The following is a 19,418-nucleotide window of genomic DNA, read 5'->3' on the forward strand; positions in this document are numbered from 1 at the left end:
CCGCGTCACGGCACGCGGTGCCCCGCGGCGCGGAACAGCTCGTACCACTCGGCCCGCGTCAGCGGGAGCTCGGACCCGAGCGCCGCACCGCTGATCCGGTCCGGCGTCGTCGTGCCCAGGACGACCTGGATGCCGGCCGGGTGCCGGGTGATCCATGCGGTGGCGATCGCGATCGGCGGGACGTCGTAGTGCGCCGCGAGGCGGTCGACGACCGCATTGAGCTCCGGGTAGTCCTCGTTGCCCAAGAACGGCCCGGTGAAGAAGCCCGACTGGAAGGGTGACCACGCCTGAACGGTGATGTCGTTCAGACGGCAGTAGTCCAGCAGACCACCGCCGTCGAGCACGAGGGACTGATCCAGGCCCGCCATGTTGGCCGCGACTCCCTGCGCCACCAGTGGTGCGTGGGTGACCGAGAGCTGCAGCTGGTTGGCGACCAGCGGCTGGCGTACCGAGCGCGTGAGGAGATCGATCTGGCGTGGCGTGTGGTTCGAGACGCCGAACGCGCGGACCTTGCCGGACGACTCCAGCTCGTCGAAGGCGCGCGCCACCTCGTCGGGTTCGACGAGCGCATCCGGTCGGTGCAGGAGCAGGACATCGATGCGATCGGTGTCCAGCGCCGTGAGCGATCCCTCGACCGACGCCAGGATGTGCTCCGCGGAGAAGTCGAAGTAGGGCCCCTCCCGGACGATCCCGCACTTGGTCTGGATCGTCCAGGCGTCCCGTTCGGAGGCGCTGAGGTGCATCGCCTCGGCCCACCGGCGTTCGCAACCGTGCAGGGTCTCGCCGTACACGTCGGCGTGATCGACCATGTCGATCCCCGAGTCGCGGGCGGTGCGCACGATCTCCCGGACGTCGTCGTCGCTCTTGCCGTCGATGCGCATCATGCCGAGGACGACGTTCGACGCGGTGATCCCGTCCGCCAGCTCCAGGGTGCGCATCTCAGGTCGCCGACAGCGTCGCGAGCTCGTCGGCCGTCAGCACGAGATCGGCCGCCGCGGCGGAGTCCTGGATGCTGGTCGGACGCGACGCGCCAGGGATGGGGATGACCACGGGAGCGAGCGCGATCTCCCACGCCAGGGTGACCTGGTGCACGCTCACACCGCGGCTGGCAGCGACCCGCCCGAACGGCGCGTGCCGCGTCGCGAGCTCTGCGGCGTTCGAGATGCCGCCGAGCGGCGACCAGGGCAGGAACGCGATGCCGAGCGCGGCGCAGTGCTCGAGCTCGCCGAGACTGGAGCGGAAGGCCGGCGAGAACTGGTTCTGCACCGACGCCAGCCGGCCGCCCAGGATCCGCTGGGCCTCGTCGATCTGTGCGACGTTCGCGTTGGAGATCCCGGCCATCTGGATGACGCCCTCGTCGAGCAGGTCGACCAGCGCCCCGACGGAGTCGGCGTAGGGCACCCGCGGGTCCGGCCGGTGGAACTGGTACAGGCCGATCGCGTCGAGCCCGAGCCGCTGGGCCGACGCCTTGGCTGCAGCCTTGAGGTACTCCGGGTGCCCGTCCTGGGTCCAGGTGCCATCGCCCGGGCGCAGGTGCCCGCCCTTGGTCGCGACCAGGACGTCCGAGGTGTCGGCGCCGTAGCTGCGCAGGGCCTCGGCGATGAGCTCCTCGTTGTGCCCCACCTCGTCGGCGTGCAGGTGGTAGGCGTCCGCGGTGTCGATGAGGGTGACACCCGCGTCGAGGGCGGCGTGGATCGTCGCGACGGATCGCTCCGGCTCGGGACGGCCCTCGATCGACATCGGCATGCCGCCGAGACCGACGATCGAGACGGTCCGGCTACCCAAGGTGCGTTGCTGCATTGCTTCCTCCTGATGACTGACTGACGCAACGACGCTAGAGATTCGAGATATATCTGTCCAACATGACAAGACGATGGGTTTCAGAACTCGCTCAGATCAATGCAGGTGGTCCTGCGGTGTGTCACGTTAGGGTCGGCCGATGGCCCTGATCCACCGCGCCACCATTCGTCCGACCAAGGCGGAGCTGCTCACCGACTGGGTTCCGACCCAGCCCTGGGGAGAGCAGGAGCTCGAGCTGGTCGGTGCGTACCGGTTCGACGATCCGGACGGCGAGGTCGGCATCGAGAGCCACGTCCTGTCGACTGCCGGCGGGCACCTTCTCCATGTTCCGCTGACCTATCGCGGTGCTCCGCTGGACGGAGCGGAACGGTTCCTGATCTGCACGATGGAGCACTCGGTGCTCGGGCGGCGTTGGATCTACGACGCGACCGGAGACCCCGTCTATGCCCGCGTGCTCGCGTCCGTGCTGCTGGCGGGTGCTGACCAGGCCGACGAGCTCGTCGAGGGTGCCGCCGCCCCGCGCGAACCGAGCGTGCGCGTGACCGGGAGCGGCGCTCGCTCACGTGAGGTCCCGCCCATCAGCGAGGTGACTGCGTCCTCGGATGACTCGACGACAGTCATGGAGCTGTCCGGGGCCTTCCGCATCGTCATCTGCCGTCGTCTCGCCCGGCATGCGACTGCCACCGACCGTGAGTCCACCCTCACGGGCACGTGGTCGGGGCTCGAAGCGCCCGTCTTGCTCGCCTACGTGGACTAGCGCCGCGGCGGCGACTTCCGGATCGCTCAGCATGACGCACGCGACTCCGCTCGCTGAGCACGTCGCACCCCGATGGTCCCGGGCACGTGCCTCTGCGGGGTGGTTGCCTACGGTGATGAGGCAGACGCCGATCTACTACTACTCGTCGACGTCCGGCTTGGTACGCACGTTCGTCGATCGGCTGGGCCGACCCGCGTTCAACCTGGCCGAGCGAGAGCACCGACGCGCAGAGGTCGACGGACCGTGGGTCCTGCTGACGCCGTCGTACAAGACGGGCAACCCTGACAACGACACGATCCCGGAAGCCGTGCGACGGTTCCTTGCCTCGCCGGTGAACAGACGGCGGCTGGTGGCCGTGATGGGGTCCGGGAACCGGAACTTCGGGACGTACTACCAGCACGCGGCGAGACTCATCGCCACGCGGTCCGGGCGGCCGATCTTGTTCGAGTTCGAGCTCGCCGGCACCCCGTGGGACGTCGAGGAGGCACGGGGGCTCATGGCCGCGCTCGACGAGCGGCTCGCCGCAGGTCGATCCCGCCAGGACGACCGTGCTCCCCGCATTTGCGAGGCGGCACCGCGCGAGCGGGCACCCGAGACGGCATAGGTCGGAGCCGACGAAGCCGGTCCTGTGATCGCGCGACGATGCGGCCGCGCGTCGATCAGGGCGTCGGGACGACGCGCAGCGTGACCTCGGCGGCGCTCGGGCCGACGATCGCGCCGACGGGTCCGGGTCCGTAGCGGTCGTACTTGGCGTGCAGCGCCGCGTCGATGGCGGCGTGAGGCGCGTCGAGCCCGTCCTCGAAGACCACGTCCTTCTCGACGGAGCCGATGCGCACCCGGCCGGTCCCGGACTCCGTGGCCCGACGGAACCAGCCGTTCTGCGGCCCGTGCGCCGAGCGGATGTAGACGTCGTCGCCGAGGGCGGTGAACCAGATCGTCACGAAGGCCCGCAGGCTGCCGTCCGGGCGTCGGGATGCCACCTGGAGCTCGTCGACCCTCGCGATCGTGCGCAGGTCGTCTGCTGTCCAGCCGCTCATGCGCCTGTCCCTTCGTACTGCTCGGGGGTGACCTCGTCGGCCCAGTCCGTGTCTGGCCCGGTGCTCTCGTCGCCGATCTCCCACATGGCCAGGTGGGTCATGAAGCGGTCGGGGACGGCGCCGTGCCAGTGCCACTCGCCCGGCGGGGTCCAGACCGTCTGGCCCGGGTGCACCTCGATGACACGCCCGTCACGGGTGCCGACCCGGGCGGTGCCCTCGGTGACGTGCAGGGTCTGGCCGCGGGAGTGGCGATGCCAGAACGTGTGCGCGCCGGGCGCGAACCGCACGGCGTTCACGCGCAGCCGTGCGGGTTCGGGYGGTGCACCCAGGACGTCGAACCAGACGTCCCCGGTGAACCACGTCTCGGGGCCCTTCTGCGTCGACGGCAGCGGAGTGATCTCCATGTCGTCCTCCATTCCTTCGTGTCGTCGTCAGGGCTGCAGCAGGACCTTGATCGCCCGACGCTCGTCCATCGCCCGGTAGGCCTCGGCCACCTCGGAGAGGGGGAGCGTCAGGTCGAACACCTTGCCGGGGTCGATCTGCCGGGACCACACCAGGTCGATCAGGTGCGGCAGGTAGGCGCGCACGGGTGCCGGGCCGCCTCGGCTGCCCTTGTTGGACCAGAAGATCTGCTCGGTCGGCAGGTCACCGTGCGGGACGCCGACCAGGCCGATCATGCCGCCGGGTCGTGCGCACGCGACGGCCTGCAGGCGTGCCTCCTCGGTGCCGACGCACTCCAGCACCGCATCGGCGCCGATGCCCTCGGTCAGGTCGCGGACCTGGGCGAGTCCGGCCTCGCCGCGCTCGGCGACGATGTGGGTGGCGCCGAACTCGGTGGCGACCTTCTGGCGGTCGGCGTGCCGGCTCATCGCGATGATCGTCGTCGCCCCGAGCTGCGCCGCGGCCAGGACGCCGCTCAGCCCGACGGCGCCGTCGCCGACGACCACCACGCTCGTCCCGGGGCCCACCCCGGCCGAGACCGCGGCGTGCCACCCGGTGGCCATCACGTCGGACAGGGCCAGCAGGCTCGGGACCAGGTCGGGATCGGGCTGCCCGGGGGTGGCGATCAGGGTGCCGTCGGCGTTCGGGATGCGGATCTTCTCGGCCTGGCAGCCGTCGAACCCGCCACCGCGCTGGCAGGCGGAGTGCATGCCCTTGCGGCACACCGGGCAGGTGTTGTCGCTGTGCAGGAACCCGCCGACGACGAAGTCTCCGGGCTTCACGGTGGTGACCGCGTCGCCGACCTCCTCGACGATCCCGACGTACTCGTGGCCGATCGGGACGGGCTTCGACACGTCCGCGAGCCCGCGGTACCGCCACAGGTCCGAACCGCACACGCACGCGGCGACCGTGCGGATGACGGCGTCGGTGGGCTCGATGATGGCCGGGTCGGGGCGCTCCTCGAAGCGCACGTCGTGGGGTCCGTAGATGATGGCTCCTCGCATGGAACCCATAGAACCTCGCTCTGCGGATGGCCGGGAGGGCCTGTCGGTACCCCCCTGCGTCCGGCCACACCGTGTGCGAGGAGGACGACGACGCTCGGGCCTGGATCGCGAACCCGGTGCGCCGCTGACGGATCGACTCCCAGGCGGGTGCTTCACCTGTAAAGTAATTCGCGTGGACGTCAAAGGAGATGGAGCGCCGCTGAGCGAGCAGGAGCGGGCGTTCCTGCGCGCGCTCGCTCGGGCGCTCGTGTTCGTGCCGCGCGCGCTGGAGGCCGACCTCGGCCGCGAGCACGGGCTGTCCATGAGCGAGTACTTCGCCCTCATGTACTTGTCGGAGTCTCGGTCCGGCGGCCTGCGGATGGGAGACCTCGCCTCCCGGAGCGCGCTGAGCCTCGGTGGAGTCACGCGCGTGGTCAAGCTGCTCGAACGCAAGGGGCTCGTGGAGCGCAGGCGGACGCCCGCCGATGGCCGGGGCTACGAGGCCGTGCTGACGGAGGCGGGCCGTCGCCGGCTGGACGCCGTCCAGCCGGCCCAGGTGGCCAGCGCGCGTCGGCGGGTCTTCGACAAGCTGCAGGGCGTCGACCTGCGCGAGGCGACAGCGATCGTGTCCGTCCTGAGCCAGGACGACTGAGGAGAGGACGGGCCGTGCCGACGACCAGCGCAGGGACGAGCGAGTACGACAGGTTCGGTCCGTGGATCGACCAGGTGCGCACGCGGGACGACGTGCCTCGGCTGTTCCGCGACGACCCGGTCGACGTCGCCGGCGCACGCCTGGTCCTCAAGGTCCCGCGCAACATCGCCCGTCGCGATGCGACTCCGGACATGGACCTGTACGACCACCTGCTCGTCCTGGAGCCGGACGCGCTCACCGTGCTCAGCCGGCGGGGCGGACCCCAGGACGCGGTCGGAGGCTACGACCGGGTCCGCGTGCCGCTGGGACAGGTCGTCGCCGTGCGCGACGTGGTGAACCTGCTCGACGGCCGACTCACGGTGAGCACCCCCGCCGGCGACCTGCTGTCGATCCGCTACAACGGCTCCGCTCGGGCCAGCATCGGAGTGCTGGTCGATGAGCTGCGTGCCGCCGCGGCCGGTCGTCCGGCGAGTCCGGTGGGCGCGGCACTGCGGGCGTCGGGCACGGCGCTCGCCACACCGGTCCCGCCGTACAGCATCGGCCGGGACGACCTCGCCCTGGTCAGCGACCTGCACGAGCTGGAGCGTCGCCACCCCGGCGTGACCGTGTGGAGCCTGCACGGCAGGACGGCCCTGACTCCCACGCGGGGCGGTGCGATCGCTCGCGCCCGGAACGCGCTGTCACCGGCGACGCTGCACGGGGCAGTCCTCGCGGGTGACGCGACGGCTCTCGAGGTGCTGGGGCGTCACGACTGGGTGCTGCGCGGGCGCAGCCCGGTCCACTCGGCCTCGCGCACGGTGATCCCGTGGAGCGCGCCCGAGCACCTCACCGTCGCACCCCACCCCGACTACGAGCGAGCCACGCTCGTCACGTTCACGACGGGTGCCTCCGAGGTGCGTCTCGTGGTCCCGACGGGGTCCGCGGCCGAGCAGCTGTTCGCCGGAGCCGTGCAGCGTCGTCCCTGAGAGGTCACGATCGAGGTGGCTACCCGCCCTGCTCAGTCCAGGGGCGCTGTCCACCGCAGCAGCGCCCCACGGCCCGACGGCGGCCTCTGCAACGAGAAGGTGCCGCCGGACTGCCGGGCGCGGATCGCGAGGTTCTTCGTCCCGGAGGCGCGGGTGGGCGCGGCCGGGACGCCGACGCCGTCGTCCTCGACCTCCACGATGATCGAGCCCTGCGGCGGCGACGTGAGCATGAGCCGGACCGCGACCGAGTTGGAGTGGGCGTGCCGCGCGGTGTTCGACAGCGCCTCTCGGACCACCGCCACGACGTTGTTCGCCCGCCCGGGCGCCACGAGGTCGTCGAGGAGGGACGGCGCGGGCGACCACGGGGCGCCGTCGGCCAGGGAGTCGCCGTCGACGCTGATCAGCAGCGACGGGGCGAAGCCCAAGGAGGTGCGGGCGAGCTCCACCTCGGCGGCGACACGCTCCACGAGCGGGGTTCCCACCCCGCCGTCGTCCAGGGTGCGCACGACCACCCGGATCTGCTGGATCCCGGCGTCGACGAGGCTCAGCGCGGAGTCCAGCGTGCGGGCGAGCGCGGGCGGGAGGGGCTCGTCGGTGCTCGTCCGGGCACTCTCCAGCTGCATCCCGGCGGCGAAGAGCTGCTGGATGGCGAGGTCGTGCAGGTCGCGGGCGATGCGGGTGCGCTCGTCATCCAGCACGGCGCGCCCCTGCGCCCGGCGGGCCTCGGCGAGGACGAACGCCAGCGCGGCCTGGGACGCGAACGTCCGGGAGAGCGCGAGGTCGCTGTCGGTGAAGGGTTCCGCGCCCGCGCGCCGCAGCAGCAGCATGACGCCGACGCTCTGGCCGGCAGCGCGCAGCGGCGCGAACAGGGCGGGCCCGTACCGCGCGAGGGCCGGGTCGGCGGCGCCGTCCATGCTGGTGACGAACAGCCCGGCGCCGTCGTCGAACGCCGAGCGGACGCGCTCGTCCTCCGTCAGGTCGAGACCGAGGAGCTCCTGCTCGCCGACGCCGGACACGATCTCCAGCACCAGCTCGCCGCGACGGCCGGGAAGCACGAGCGCGGCGGTGTCCGCCTGGTCGATCTCCCGTGCCGACGAGGCGATGCGGACGAGCACGTCCTCGTCGCCGGCGTCCTCCAGCAGCATGGTCGTGATCACCTGCGCGGCGGTCAGCCACTGCTGCCGGCGGCGCTCGAGGGCATAGAGCTGCGCGTTCTGCACGGCGACCGCGGCGGCTGCGGCCAGCGCGAGGACCACTGACTGGTCCTGGTCGTGGAACCCGCCCGTCTTCTCCGAGAGGTACAAAGTCCCGTACCTCGCACCGCCGACGCGGACGGCCGCACCGAGGAACGAGCCCATCGGCGGGTGGCCGGGTGGCAGGCCCCGGAACGCCGGGTGCGCCGAGAGGTCCTCCAGACGCAGGACGCCTTCGTCGGGGATGCTGCCCAGCACGCCCCAGGCGTGCGGCGGATGCCCCAGGAAGGCGGCCGTGGCGTCGTCGACTCCGCTCTGCACGAAGGTGGTCGACGTGCCGCTCTCGTCGACGATGTTGATGGCGCCGTACCGTGCGCCCGTCAGCTCTGTGCTCGCCACCACGAACCTCGTGAGCAGGCTCTGGATGTCCAGGTCCGCCGCGAGACCCAGGATGGCGTCGAGGAGGGCGACCTCACTGTCGGAGGGCGCACTGCCGCTCGACTCGTCGACGCTCACGATCGGCCTCCTGGAGTCGAGGCGCACCGGGACGGGGTGCGCGAGGGACCAAGGTCCCATGCCCGAACGTCAGCGACCAACTGCCACGCCACGCGGCCGAGCGTCCACCGGGACCTTCGGCTCGGCGGGCGCACCGTCGGGACCCATAAGGTGCGTCCAGGTCAGGACCGTCGCGGGCGCACGCCCGGCGCCGAGATCCCGGCTCGAGGAGGCGGCGACGTGGCGGACCCCCGGGGATTCCTGAAGACCCGGCAGCGCGAGCTGCCGACCGACCGGCCCGTCGACGTGCGCATCATGGACTGGCGCGAGGTGCACGCCCACCGCGCCGGCCACCCGGACGACCTCACGATGGTGACCCGCCAGGCGGGTCGCTGCATGGACTGCGGCATCCCGTTCTGCCACAACGGATGCCCGCTCGGCAACGTCGTGCCGGACTGGAACGACCTCGTCTGGCGCGGCCAGTGGGCCGACGCGAGCGACCGCCTGCACATGACCAACAACTTCCCGGACTTCACCGGCCGGCTCTGCCCCGCCCCGTGCGAGACGGCGTGCGTGCTCGGCATCACCGAGCCGCCGATCACGATCAAGAACGTCGAGGTCACGATCGCCGACGAGGCGTTCGACCGCGGGCTGGTCCAGCCGCAGCTGCCGCAGTGGATGACCGGCAAGACGGTCGCGATCATCGGGTCGGGACCCGCCGGGCTCGCGGCGGCGCAGCAGCTGACCCGGTCCGGGCACACGGTCGCCGTCTTCGAGCGGGCGGACCGCCCTGGTGGTCTGCTCCGGTACGGCATCCCCGAGTTCAAGATGGAGAAGCGGCACGTCGACCGGCGCCTGGCGCAGATGGAGGCCGAGGGCACCCGGTTCCACAACGGCGTGGCCGTCGGCACGGACGTCACCGGCAAGCAGCTGCGCGACCGCTACGACGCGGTCGTCCTGGCGGTCGGGTCGACGATCCCGCGTGACCTGCCCGTGCCCGGGCGCGACGCCGGCGGCGTGCTGCAGGCGATGCAGTACCTGGTGCCCGCCAACCGCGTGGCGCTCGGCGAGGTCGTGGAGGGCCAGCCCCTCGCCACGGGCAAGGACGTCGTGGTGGTCGGCGGTGGCGACACGGGGGCGGACTGCGTCGGCACGGCGATCCGGCAGGGCGCCCGGTCGGTCACGCAGCTCGAGATCATGCCGCGTCCGCCGCAGGAGCGCCCGGCCACCCAGCCGTGGCCGACGTACCCGATGATCTACCGCGTCGCCAGCGCCCACGAGGAGGGTGGCGAGCGCGTGTATGCCGTCAGCACGCAGGAGGTCCTCTCTGACGAGGACGGGCAGGTGCGCGCGATCCGCCTGGTCGAGGTCGAGCTCGTCGACGGGCGGTTCCAGCCGGTCGAGGGATCGGTGCACGAGATCCCCGCGCAGCTGGTACTGCTCGCCATGGGCTTCACGGGTCCGGAGCGGGGATCGCTGCTCGACCAGCTCGGCGTCGACCTGACGGAGCGGGGGACCGTCGGGCGGGACGACGACTTCGCCACGAACGTGCCGGGGGTCTTCGTCGCGGGCGACGCCGGTCGCGGCCAGTCGCTGATCGTGTGGGCGATCGCCGAGGGCCGATCCGCCGCGGCGGCGGTCGACACCTACCTGTCGGGGCTGACCGAGCTCCCGTCGCCGATCCGCGCGAGCACGGGGGCGCTCCGGCCCTGACCGACAGGGGCTCCGCGCGTCAGGCCTCCTGGTGCGCGTCCGCGCCGACCCTGTGCAGCTGGAACAGGTAGGGCTCCGCCATCCCGCGGGAGTCCATGGCGCCCAGAACCGTGTCGTCGTCGACGGCGCGGAAGGCGTCGATGACGGGGAGGTCGTCGTAGACCATCGCCGCCGACACCACGCCGCGGTAACTCACGTCACGCAGGCGCGCGCGGGGTCGACGCGTCGACATCAGCGGGCGGGCCAGGGCGAACACGCCGGCCGCCGGCGGGGTGCGCAGCAGGGGAGCCGCCCGCAGCACCACCGCGAAGGGGACCAGGGCAGGGTCGATGCTCGTCAGGCCGCGCCGGGAGTGGAAGACCAGCGGCTGGACCCGTCATGGGCGCCTCCTGCGGACGGTGGACCAGGCTGGCACGACGCCGGTCAGCGGTCTCGGCTCAGCGCACCATGCTGTGGTCGTACTCGGGTGACAGCCGCGCCTTGACGCTCAGGAGCGTCTCGATGATGAAGTCCTCACGGCCGGCCAGGCGGCTGATCGGCACGGCGACGCTCACGCCGTCGACCGCGGGGCGGGCGAACGGCAGCGCGACCCCGAAGCAGCGCACCCCGATGCACGACTCCTCGCTCTCGGTCGCGTAGCCGAGCCGCGCGGCGTCGTCGATGATCCCGAGCAGGGCGTCCCGGTCGGTCACCGTCTGGGAGGTGATCGGCGCGATCGTCTGGGGCACGAGGCCGGCGCGGACCTCGGCGGGTCGCTCGGCCAGGATCGCGCGTCCGAGGGCGGTGGAGAAGGCGGGGAGGCGCCGGCCGACGGGGGAGTGCATCCGCAGGGGGTGCACGGACTCCCGCTTGGCCGTGTAGATCACCTGGTTTCCGGCGAGCCGGCCCAGGTTGACGGTCTCCTCCGTGGCGCCCGCGATCTCGTCCATGATCGCCTGGGCGCGCGCGAGCACCGGGTCGCCGGCCAGGTACGCGGAGCTGACCACCAGCGAGTGGATGCCCAGCTGGTAGACGCTGCCGGTCTGGTCGGTCTCGAGCCACCCGCGGTCGGTCATCGTCTTCAGGAGCGCGTGCAGGCTGCTCTTGGGGATCCCCAGCCGCGTGGACAGCTGCAGCTGGGTGCCGGGGCCCGCCGCCGCGATCTCGTCGAGGAGGTCCAGGGCGCGAGCGGCCGACTTCACGGGGCCGGCGGCGCCGAGGGTGCCGTTCGGGTGCGGGGACTGCATCGCAGAGCCTCCTGATCTTCCGCGCATCTCGCACGCGCGGAGCGTTCCCCCGACTGTACTCGCTCGTCCACATACATGGACGGACTTCCATCCCTTGACCGTGAGGTGGGTCACGTGTACGTTCGCGATTCACATAGACGAACACAGTTCATGAAACAGGGAGCACATGTGATCCAGGTCCGGTATTCGACATCGCCGTCGAGCGTGGAGACAGCAACCACGGCGGACCTGCGGGAGAACTTTCTCGTCGACGACCTGTTCGAGTCCGGCGAGGTGCACGGGGTCTACACGCACGACGACCGGATGATCGTCGGCGGAGCGGTCCCGGGTCACGAGCGCCTCGAGCTGCCGTCGTGGAGCGAGGTCCTGGGGACCGGCTCGCACCTCGAGCGTCGCGAGCTCGGCGTCGTCAACGTCGGGGAGACCGGGCACGTCCTCGTGGACGGCGAGAAGTTCGAGCTCGGCCACCTCGACGGGCTGTACGTGGGCCGCGGCAGCGAGGTCGCGTTCACCGGCGCCGACGCCGCCTTCTACTTCGTGTCCGCCGGCGCGGGCGCCACCTACCCCACGACCCCGTTGGTCCACGACGAGGTCAGCGGGGTGTCCATCGGCACCGCCCAGGGCGCCAGCGAGCGCAATCTCTACCGCTACGCGTGGGGTTCCGAGCTCAAGACGGCGACCCTGCAGTTCGGCGTCACCGTCCTGGCGGACGGGTCGGTGTGGAACACGCTCCCGCCGCACCTGCACGACCGCCGCACGGAGGTCTACCTCTACGTCGACCTCGCCGAGGACGGGCGGGTCTTCCACTTCCTCGGCAAGCCGGGCGCCACGCGGCACCTGGTCCTCGCCAACCGGCAGGCCGTCATCTCGCCCCCGTGGTCCATCCACGCCGGTGCGGGCACCAGCTCCTACGCCTTCATCTGGGCGATGTCCGGTGAGAACACCGAGTACACCGACCTCGCGCCCGTCCCCCTGGAGCAGCTGTGACGCGCTCACCCTTCGACCTGTCCGGCAGGCGGGCCGTCGTGACCGGCGCCGGTCGCGGGCTCGGCCGGGGCGTCGCGCTCGGCCTCGCGCAGGCGGGTGCCGACCTGGTGCTCGTCGGCCGGCGCGACAGTCACACCGAGACCGAGAAGGCGGTCCGCGACCTCGGCCGCGACGTGGAGCTCGTCGAGCTCGACCTGGGCGACCACGCCGCGGTCGCCACCGTGGGCGCGCAGATCTCGGACCGCCACGAGGTCGACATCCTGGTGAACAACGCCGGAGTCATCGACCGCCACGACACGGTCGACGTCACCGAGGAGTCCTGGAGCAGGGTGCTCGACGTCAACCTGTCGGGGCTCTTCTTCCTCACCCAGCACGTCGGCGCAGCCATGGTCGGGCGCGGGCGCGGGAAGATCGTGAACATCGCCAGCCTGCTCTCGTTCCAGGGCGGCATCCGCGTGGCCTCCTACACGGCCAGCAAGCACGGTGTCGCCGGCCTCACCAAGGCCCTCGCCAACGAGTGGGGCCCCCGCGGCGTCCAGGTCAACGCCATCGCTCCGGGCTACATGGCCACCGACAACACGCAGGCACTGCGCGACGATCCCGACCGGGCGCGTGCGATCCTCGAGCGGATCCCGGCCGGACGCTGGGGCACCCCCGACGACGTCGCCGGCACCGCCGTGTTCCTGAGCTCCTCGGCAGCCGACTACGTCAACGGGCACGTGCTCGTGGTGGACGGGGGCTGGATGGCGCGCTGACCGAGCTGGCACTCCCGACGTTCCTGGCGCCGCGCCACGCGGCCTCACGCACCACCCTCTCGGAATTGTCCCGCCGGAGTTTCTGGCACTACGGAAGAGGATCAACGATGATCTGCACGTCACGTTCCGCCGCCGCGCTGCTCGGTCTGTCGCTGGCGGCCATGGCCCTCACGGGCTGCACCGAGGCGTCCAGCGCCGAGGAAGGCGGCTCCGGAGCTGCCACTGGCTCGTGCGACCCCGCCGACGTCAAGCTGGTCGGCCAGGTCCGCAACGAGTCCAACCCCTACGAGGCCTCCTGGCTCGACGGCGGCGACGCCTTCGCCGAGTCGGTCGGCCTGGAGCAGCAGCGGCTCACCTACGACGGCGAGTCCACCAAGCAGCAGGAGCAGATCCGCCAGGTCCTCGCGGGCGACACGGACTGCCTCGTGCTCAACGTCCTGCCCAACGGCGACGCGGACACCAAGCCGATCGTCGAGGGCGCCGAGGCGGCCGGGGCCTTCCTGGTCACCCAGTGGAACAAGCCCGCCGACCTCAACCCGGTCGACTACGACACCTGGCTCAGCCACATCACCTACAACGGCATCGAGTCCGGCAAGCAGATCGGTGACGCGCTGGCCGAGGCCATCGGCGGCGAGGGCGGCATCATCGCGCTGCAGGGCATCCTCGACACCGGGGCGGCCAAGGACCGGTTCGCCGGGCTCGAGGAGTCGCTCGCCGAGAACGCCGGCGTCGAGCTCCTCGACCAGCAGACCGCGAACTTCTCCCGCCAGGAGGCGCTCGCGGTCACCGAGACCCTGCTGACCAAGCACGGTGACAAGGTCAAGGGCATCTGGGCCGCGAACGACGACATGGCCCTGGGCGCCCTGCAGGCTCTGGAGCAGGCCGGCCGCACCGACGTGGCCGTGGTCGGCATCGACGCCGTCCCCGACGCGCTGACCGCCATCAAGGACGGCACCATGACCGCGACCGTCTCGAGCGACGGCCCGTGGCAGGGTGGCATCGGCCTCGCCATCGGCTACTGCGTGGCCACCGGCGAGCTGGCGGTCGAGGACATCGCCGACGACAACCGCGCGTTCTTCGCCGAGCAGTTCCTCATCACCGACGAGAACGTCGCCGACTACCTGACGCCGAAGACCGACCCCGCCGACTTCGAGTGCGACAACGTCTTCAACCGTGTGGCAGGTCCGCTGTCGTGACCATGACATCCCCCGCCGAGGACGTTGTCGCGGCGCGCCCCCAGCCTCGGCGGGGGGTGTCCCTCCGGGACGCCGGTCCTCCGATCGCCCTCGTGGTGATCGTGATCGTCTTCTCACTGCTCAGTGCGCAGTTCCGCACGCTGGGCAACTTCCAGAACATCCTCGACGCGGCCTCGGTCCTGGCCGTCGTCACCTGCGGCGCCACGTTCGTGCTGCTGATGGGCTCCATCGACCTGTCAGCGGCCGGGGTGATGGCCACGTCGGCCATCACCGTGGCGCTGCTGGTGGAGAACAACCGCAACGGCAACGACCTCGGGTTCCTCGGCATCGCGATCGCGGTCGCCCTGGGCGCGGCGCTCGGGTGCCTGAGCGGGGTGCTGCTCATGGTGCTCAAGGTCCCCTCGTTCATGACGACGCTGGGCGTCTCGGCCATCGGGATCGGGATCGCGACGCTCCTGTTCGCCGGCGTCCAGCCCAACATCACGGACGCCGCGCTGGAGAGCTGGGCGACCGACCGGCTGCTCGGGTTCACCTATCTCACGTGGATCGCGGCGGGCTGCGTGCTCGTCGGCTGGCTCATCCAGCGGTACACCCGGCTCGGGCGCTACGCCTACGCGATCGGCGGCGCCGAGGAGGTGCTCGGGCTGTCGGGCGTCAAGGTCGCGCCGTACAAGGTGGCGGTCTTCACCCTCGCCGGCGCGTTCTACGGGCTCGCCGCGGTCATGGTGACCAGCCAGCTCGGAGCCGGGCTGGTGCAGGCGGGCGCCGACTTCACCTTCTCGTCCATCACCGCCGCCGTCGTCGGCGGCACCCTGCTCACCGGCGGTCGCGGGGGAGTCCTGCACTCCACCGTCGGCGTGCTGCTGATCGTCGTCCTGACCAACGGGCTCGTGCAGATCGGGGTCAGCCCGTACTGGCAGGGCGGCGTCCAGGGTCTCATCGTCGTCATCGCCGTCGCGGCGGCCGCCGTGCCGCTGCGCCACAGGAACCAGGTCGTCAAGTGAGCGTCGAACTCGCCAACCAGCCCAGCCCCTTGCTGCCGGCCCTCGAGGTCCGTGGCCTGGTCAAGCACTACCCGGGCGTCAAGGCGCTCGACGGCGTCGACTTCTACGTCAACCAGAACGAGGTGCTCGGCCTCGCGGGCGAGAACGGGGCCGGCAAGTCCACCCTGCTCAAGGCCCTCGTCGGTCTGGTCCGCCCCGACGCGGGGCAGATCTACGTGCGCGGCGAGAAGGTCAGGATGCGCAGCGTCGTGGACGCGGCCGACCACGGCGTCGGCATGGTCTTCCAGGAGCAGTCCCTGGTGCCCAACCTCACCGCGGCCGAGAACATCGTCCTCGGCAGCGAGGGGCCTGGGGTGCGCCGCGGGCTGTACCGCTGGGAGACCATGCGCAGGCTGGCGCAGGAGCAGCTGGACAAGATCGGCTCGACCATCGACCCGCTGGCACGCACGGACACGCTCAGCTTCGCCGACCGGCAGATGGTCGAGATCGCCAAGGTGCTGCGCATCGAGCAGCGCACCCAGCACGCCCCGGTGATCATCCTCGACGAGCCGACGTCGGTGCTGGAGTCCGGCGAGGTCGAGACCCTGTTCACCCAGATCCGACGGCTGCGCGAGTTCGCCTCCGTCATCTTCGTCTCGCACCGTCTCGACGAGGTGCTCGAGGTGTGCGACCGGGTCACGGTGCTCCGCGGCGGCCAGTCCGTCGGCGACGTCCCGACCGCCGGTGCCGTGCCGGGCGACCTGCACCGCCTGATGATCGGGTCGACGGGGTCCGACGACCACTACCACGACAACTCGATCGACCGTCCTGCCGGTGAGCCGCGTCCCCGGCTCACCGTGCGCGGCCTGAGCGGCCCGTCGTTCCGCGACGTGGACCTCGACATCGCAGCGGGGGAGATCCTGGCGATCGTCGGCGTGCACGGCTCGGGCCGCGAGGACGTGTGCCGCGCGCTGTTCGGGGCGGAGGAGACGCTCGCCGGGGAGGTCACGCTCGACGGGAAGAAGCTCGACCTGTCCGGCACCCGCGCGGCCTGCTCCGCGGGTGTGGGCTACGTGCCCGCCGAGCGCAAGATCGAGGGCATGGTCGGCCCCATGTCGGTCGCCGACAACATGACGCTCACCAAGCAGGGCGTCCGCTGCGCAGGCCCGCTCGTCATGCCGGTCAAGCAGGCGTCGATCGTCGACAGCTGGATCTCGCGGCTCTCGATCCGCACGCCGCACCGGGGGACCCCGATCCAGCGGCTGTCCGGCGGCAACCAGCAGAAGGTGGTCCTGGCCCGCTGGCTCGTGGGTGGCGACATCCGGCTGCTCCTGCTCGACCACCCCACCCGCGGCCTCGACATCGGGGCGCGCTCCGAGGTCTACAAGCTCATGCGGGAGCTGGCGAACACCGGGGTGGCCACCCTGCTGCTGGCCGACAGCCTCGAGGAGGCGATCGGCATGGCCGACCGGATCGTCGTGATGAGCGACGGCCGGATCACGGCCGAGGTCGACTGCCCGTCGGGCAGCAAGCCGACGCCCCTCGACCTCGTGAAGGAGATGGTGTGAGCGCCCCCGTCATGACCAAGCCGGCGACGGACAACGCCGTCAAGGGCGGCCCCACCGTCGGTGCCCGCCTGACCTCGTTCATGCCGGTGATCGCGCTGGTCGCCCTGGTGGTCGCCCTCGCCGTCGCCGACCCCGGCTTCCTCACGGAGCGCAGCCTGACCGCCGTGATCAACACGGCGGCGCCGCTGGCCGTGCTGGCGGCGGGCGCCACGGTCGTGGTGCTGTGCGGCGGCATCGACCTGTCCATCGCGGCGCTGGCCTCCCTGTCGAGCGTGTTCCTCGCGCTCTGGCTGCCGAGCCTCGGTGGCCTCAGCACGCCCGCCGTGGTGGGAGTGGCCGCCGCGCTCGGCGCGCTCCAGGGCGCGTTGCACGTGTTCCTGCGGATCCCGTCGTTCATCGTGACGCTCGGCGGGATGAGCATCTTCTCGGCGATCGCCCTGGTGGTCTCCGGCGCGGGCACGGTCCCCGTCGTCGACGACTCGGCGATCAGCTGGGCGAACATGTACGTCGCGGGCCGCGTGCCTACCGCGGTCGTCGTGGCCGTGGCCGTCGTCGCGGTCCTGGCGATCCTCATCAAGGTGACCCCGCTGGACAACTACATCAAGGCGACCGGCTTCTCCGAGCCCGCCGCCCGGCTGGCCGGCGTGCCGGTCGACGCCGTCAAGATCGGGGCGTTCTGCGTCTCGGGTGCCTGCGCCGGCCTCGCGGCGGTGCTCCTGGTGGCCCGCAACTACAGCGGCAGCCCCACGGTGGCCGACTCGCTGCTGCTGCCCGCAGTCGCGGCCATCGTCGTCGGCGGCACCGCCATCACCGGCGGCCACGGCAGCCTGTGGCGGACGCTCGCCGGCGCCCTGGTGGTCACCCTGCTCCGCGTCGGGCTCTCCACCGTCGGCGTCTCGTCGGCCTACGAGCAGATCCTCTACGGCGCGATCATCGTCGTCGCCGTGGCCCTCACCCTCGACCGATCGAAGGTCTCGATCATCAAGTAGCCGTCGTCTCCCACCGCTCCGCGTCACTCCTGGAAGGCCACCATGTCGCTCGACACCTCTACCCTCCTGCCCGCCGTCCGCTCGTTCCTCTCCTCGCCCAAGCAGCTGCTGATCGACGGCGAGTGGGTGGACGCGAAGGACGGGAAGACCTTCGCCACGGTGAACCCGTCGACCGAGGAGGTCCTCGTCCAGGTGGCGCAGGCGTCCGCCGTGGACGTCGACCGCGCGGTCGCCGCGGCGCGCAACGCGTTCGAGGCGCCCTCGCCGTGGTCCCGGTTCACGCCGCGCGACCGCTCGCACCTGCTGTGGCGCATCGGCGACCTGATCGAGGCCCACGCGACCGAGTTCGCGCAGCTGGAGGCCCTGGACAACGGCAAGCGGGTCGAGGCCGCCCGGGACGGGGACGTGGCGACGGCCGCCGAGCTGTTCCGGTACTTCGCCGGGTGGGCCACCAAGATGGAGGGCACCACCATCCCCATGTCCGTGCCGGGCCGGGACTTCCACGCCTACACGCGCCGCGAGGCGATCGGTGTGGTCGCGGGCATCGTGCCGTGGAACTTCCCGCTGCTCATGGCCTGCTTCAAGATCGTCCCGGCAATCACTGCGGGCAACACGGTCATCCTCAAGCCGGCCGAGCAGACGCCCTTGACCGCGCTCCGGCTCGGGGAGCTGCTGCTCGAGGCCGGCGTCCCTGCGGGCGTCGTGAACATCCTTCCCGGCTACGGCGACGCGGGTGCCGCGCTGGTGGACCACCCCGGCGTGGACAAGGTCGCGTTCACGGGCAGCACCGAGGTCGGCAAGAAGATCGCTGCCGCGGCGTCGGTCAACCTCAAGAAGGTGTCGCTCGAGCTCGGCGGCAAGGCGCCGAACATCATCTTCGCGGACGCGGACCTCGACGCCGCAGTCGCGGGCGCGACCCTGGGCGGCTACTTCAACGAGGGCCAGTGCTGCGTCAACGGCTCGCGCCTCTACGTCCAGCGCGCCGTGTTCGACCAGGTGGTGGAGGGGGTCGCCGCCGCAGCCCGCGCGATCACCGTGGGCGACGGCTTCGAGGCGGGAGCTCACATGGGCCCCCTGGTGTCGCAGGAGCAGTTCGACAAGGTGCTCGGCTACATCCGCGGCGCCGTCGCCGACGGTGCCGTCCTGAGCGCCGGCAGCACCGACCCCGCCCGTGATCGCGGTTACTTCGTCAGCCCGACCCTGATCACCTCCGTCACCGAGCAGATGGCGGTGCAGACCGACGAGATCTTCGGCCCGGTCGTGACCGCGATCCCGTTCGACACCGAGGACGAGGTGGTCGCGGCCGCCAACAACACCGTCTACGGCCTGGCCGCGGGCGTGTGGTCGCAGAACATCGGCACCGCCCACCGCGTGGGTGCGCGGCTGCGCGCCGGCACGGTCTGGCTCAACACGTGGCACGCCGACGACGTCACGCTGCCGCGTGGGGGGTTCAAGCAGTCCGGGTGGGGCCGCGAGCTGGGGTCGTTCGGCCTGGACGACTACACCGAGCTGAAGACGGTGATCGCCGAGCTCCGCTGACGCGGGGTGCCGGGGCACGACGGGTCCTCCACGACCGTCGTGCCCCTTGGCATGCCCTCGCGTGGCCGCAAGATTCATAGATATGAATCAAACTGAGCAATCGTTCACAAATCAGGATCAGGTTCTTGCACATGTGCAA

At 71.3% G+C, this 19,418-nt stretch carries 20 protein-coding genes; 12 read left to right on the forward strand and 8 right to left on the reverse strand.

The features are described 5' to 3' along the window. Positions 1-5 precede the first annotated feature (5 nt). A complete protein-coding gene (locus tag AC1DXT_RS16265; protein ID WP_477062345.1) occupies positions 6-938 on the reverse strand; it encodes an aldo/keto reductase in 933 nt (310 codons plus the stop codon). Between the two features lies 1 nt (position 939). Continuing rightward, positions 940-1,800, reverse strand: coding sequence for an aldo/keto reductase (locus AC1DXT_RS16270; protein ID WP_477062346.1), 861 nt, complete (start codon positions 1,798-1,800; stop codon positions 940-942). Between the two features lie 139 nt (positions 1,801-1,939). Here AC1DXT_RS16270 and AC1DXT_RS16275 point away from each other — a divergent pair, with 139 nt between their 5' ends. Together AC1DXT_RS16275 and nrdI are read left to right on the forward strand one after the other, a co-directional pair. Continuing rightward, positions 1,940-2,557, forward strand: coding sequence for a CG0192-related protein (locus AC1DXT_RS16275; protein WP_477062347.1), 618 nt, complete (start codon positions 1,940-1,942; stop codon positions 2,555-2,557). A 115-nt stretch (positions 2,558-2,672) separates the two neighbouring features. Then, entirely contained in the window at positions 2,673-3,161 is a 489-nt protein-coding gene (gene nrdI, locus AC1DXT_RS16280; RefSeq protein WP_477062348.1) for a class Ib ribonucleoside-diphosphate reductase assembly flavoprotein NrdI, read from the forward strand. Positions 3,162-3,216: 55 nt separating this feature from the next. Here nrdI and AC1DXT_RS16285 read toward each other — a convergent pair whose 3' ends face one another. Genes AC1DXT_RS16285 through AC1DXT_RS16295 form a run of 3 tightly spaced genes read right to left on the reverse strand, consistent with a single transcriptional unit; the run spans position 3,217 to position 5,039 of the window. Further along, positions 3,217-3,594, reverse strand: coding sequence for a DUF2255 family protein (locus tag AC1DXT_RS16285; RefSeq protein ID WP_477062349.1), 378 nt, complete (start codon positions 3,592-3,594; stop codon positions 3,217-3,219). Then, positions 3,591-3,998, reverse strand: a complete 408-nt coding sequence (locus tag AC1DXT_RS16290) for a (R)-mandelonitrile lyase (RefSeq protein WP_477062350.1) — start codon at positions 3,996-3,998, stop codon at positions 3,591-3,593. The genes AC1DXT_RS16285 and AC1DXT_RS16290 overlap by 4 nt, the downstream gene beginning before the upstream one ends. A 27-nt stretch (positions 3,999-4,025) precedes the next feature. Next, the gene (locus tag AC1DXT_RS16295; RefSeq protein ID WP_477062351.1) at positions 4,026-5,039 is read right to left on the reverse strand and encodes a zinc-dependent alcohol dehydrogenase family protein; all 1,014 of its coding nucleotides are present in this window, start codon (positions 5,037-5,039) and stop codon (positions 4,026-4,028) included. A gap of 172 nt (positions 5,040-5,211) precedes the next feature. Here AC1DXT_RS16295 and AC1DXT_RS16300 point away from each other — a divergent pair, with 172 nt between their 5' ends. Together AC1DXT_RS16300 and AC1DXT_RS16305 are read left to right on the forward strand one after the other, a co-directional pair. After that, positions 5,212-5,670 (forward strand): MarR family winged helix-turn-helix transcriptional regulator, encoded by a 459-nt coding sequence (locus AC1DXT_RS16300; RefSeq protein ID WP_477062352.1) that lies wholly within the window; start codon positions 5,212-5,214, stop codon positions 5,668-5,670. A gap of 14 nt (positions 5,671-5,684) precedes the next feature. Continuing rightward, the gene (locus AC1DXT_RS16305; RefSeq protein WP_477062353.1) at positions 5,685-6,635 is read left to right on the forward strand and encodes a hypothetical protein; all 951 of its coding nucleotides are present in this window, start codon (positions 5,685-5,687) and stop codon (positions 6,633-6,635) included. Positions 6,636-6,667: 32 nt separating this feature from the next. On the opposite strand, the gene AC1DXT_RS16310 is transcribed toward AC1DXT_RS16305, so the two are convergent. After that, positions 6,668-8,344 (reverse strand): sensor histidine kinase, encoded by a 1,677-nt coding sequence (locus AC1DXT_RS16310; RefSeq protein WP_477062354.1) that lies wholly within the window; start codon positions 8,342-8,344, stop codon positions 6,668-6,670. Between the two features lie 219 nt (positions 8,345-8,563). Between AC1DXT_RS16310 and AC1DXT_RS16315 the strand changes: the two genes are divergently transcribed. Continuing rightward, a complete protein-coding gene (locus tag AC1DXT_RS16315; RefSeq protein WP_477062355.1) occupies positions 8,564-10,036 on the forward strand; it encodes a glutamate synthase subunit beta in 1,473 nt (490 codons plus the stop codon). A 19-nt stretch (positions 10,037-10,055) separates the two neighbouring features. On the opposite strand, the gene AC1DXT_RS16320 is transcribed toward AC1DXT_RS16315, so the two are convergent. Both AC1DXT_RS16320 and AC1DXT_RS16325 read right to left on the reverse strand, forming a co-directional pair. Continuing rightward, entirely contained in the window at positions 10,056-10,340 is a 285-nt protein-coding gene (locus AC1DXT_RS16320; RefSeq protein WP_477062356.1) for a DUF4334 domain-containing protein, read from the reverse strand. A 133-nt stretch (positions 10,341-10,473) separates the two neighbouring features. Continuing rightward, the gene (locus AC1DXT_RS16325; protein WP_477062357.1) at positions 10,474-11,262 is read right to left on the reverse strand and encodes an IclR family transcriptional regulator; all 789 of its coding nucleotides are present in this window, start codon (positions 11,260-11,262) and stop codon (positions 10,474-10,476) included. A 204-nt stretch (positions 11,263-11,466) separates the two neighbouring features. On the opposite strand from AC1DXT_RS16325, the gene kduI reads away from it, so the two are divergent. The 7 genes from kduI (at position 11,467) to AC1DXT_RS16360 (ending at position 19,279) form a co-directional block, all read left to right on the forward strand. Further along, positions 11,467-12,249, forward strand: coding sequence for a 5-dehydro-4-deoxy-D-glucuronate isomerase (gene kduI, locus AC1DXT_RS16330; protein ID WP_477062358.1), 783 nt, complete (start codon positions 11,467-11,469; stop codon positions 12,247-12,249). Further along, positions 12,246-13,004: a 2-dehydro-3-deoxy-D-gluconate 5-dehydrogenase KduD gene (kduD, locus tag AC1DXT_RS16335; RefSeq protein ID WP_477062359.1), complete on the forward strand. Its 759-nt coding sequence runs from the start codon at positions 12,246-12,248 to the stop codon at positions 13,002-13,004. The genes kduI and kduD overlap by 4 nt, the downstream gene beginning before the upstream one ends. A gap of 107 nt (positions 13,005-13,111) precedes the next feature. Continuing rightward, positions 13,112-14,200, forward strand: coding sequence for a sugar ABC transporter substrate-binding protein (locus tag AC1DXT_RS16340; protein ID WP_477062360.1), 1,089 nt, complete (start codon positions 13,112-13,114; stop codon positions 14,198-14,200). Between the two features lie 92 nt (positions 14,201-14,292). Beyond that, on the forward strand, positions 14,293-15,204 hold the full coding sequence (locus AC1DXT_RS16345) for an ABC transporter permease (protein WP_477062361.1): 912 nt from the start codon (positions 14,293-14,295) through the stop codon (positions 15,202-15,204). Then, on the forward strand, positions 15,201-16,751 hold the full coding sequence (locus tag AC1DXT_RS16350) for a sugar ABC transporter ATP-binding protein (protein WP_477062362.1): 1,551 nt from the start codon (positions 15,201-15,203) through the stop codon (positions 16,749-16,751). Before AC1DXT_RS16345 ends, AC1DXT_RS16350 begins: the two co-directional genes overlap by 4 nt. Next, a complete protein-coding gene (locus tag AC1DXT_RS16355) occupies positions 16,748-17,740 on the forward strand; it encodes an ABC transporter permease (protein WP_477062363.1) in 993 nt (330 codons plus the stop codon). The genes AC1DXT_RS16350 and AC1DXT_RS16355 overlap by 4 nt, the downstream gene beginning before the upstream one ends. 42 nt (positions 17,741-17,782) lie before the next feature. Further along, positions 17,783-19,279 carry an aldehyde dehydrogenase family protein gene (locus AC1DXT_RS16360; protein ID WP_477062364.1) on the forward strand — a complete coding sequence of 499 codons (1,497 nt, stop codon included), beginning with the start codon at positions 17,783-17,785 and terminating at the stop codon, positions 19,277-19,279. The last annotated feature ends 139 nt before the right edge of the window (positions 19,280-19,418 follow it).

This window comes from Cellulomonas sp. P1_G12_2, assembly GCF_056405535.1.

Bases quoted from the DNA above. Each gene is read 5' to 3' on its own strand.
- nrdI (WP_477062348.1), top strand. From the start codon at position 2,673: ATGAGGCAGACGCCGATCTACTACTACTCGTCGACGTCCGGCTTGGTA.
- AC1DXT_RS16285 (WP_477062349.1), bottom strand. From the start codon at position 3,594: ATGAGCGGCTGGACAGCAGACGACCTGCGCACGATCGCGAGGGTCGAC.
- AC1DXT_RS16340 (WP_477062360.1), top strand. From the start codon at position 13,112: ATGATCTGCACGTCACGTTCCGCCGCCGCGCTGCTCGGTCTGTCGCTG.
- AC1DXT_RS16270 (WP_477062346.1), bottom strand. From the start codon at position 1,800: ATGCAGCAACGCACCTTGGGTAGCCGGACCGTCTCGATCGTCGGTCTC.
- AC1DXT_RS16360 (WP_477062364.1), top strand. From the start codon at position 17,783: ATGTCGCTCGACACCTCTACCCTCCTGCCCGCCGTCCGCTCGTTCCTC.
- AC1DXT_RS16265 (WP_477062345.1), bottom strand. From the start codon at position 938: ATGCGCACCCTGGAGCTGGCGGACGGGATCACCGCGTCGAACGTCGTC.
- AC1DXT_RS16295 (WP_477062351.1), bottom strand. From the start codon at position 5,039: ATGCGAGGAGCCATCATCTACGGACCCCACGACGTGCGCTTCGAGGAG.
- AC1DXT_RS16275 (WP_477062347.1), top strand. From the start codon at position 1,940: ATGGCCCTGATCCACCGCGCCACCATTCGTCCGACCAAGGCGGAGCTG.
- AC1DXT_RS16325 (WP_477062357.1), bottom strand. From the start codon at position 11,262: ATGCAGTCCCCGCACCCGAACGGCACCCTCGGCGCCGCCGGCCCCGTG.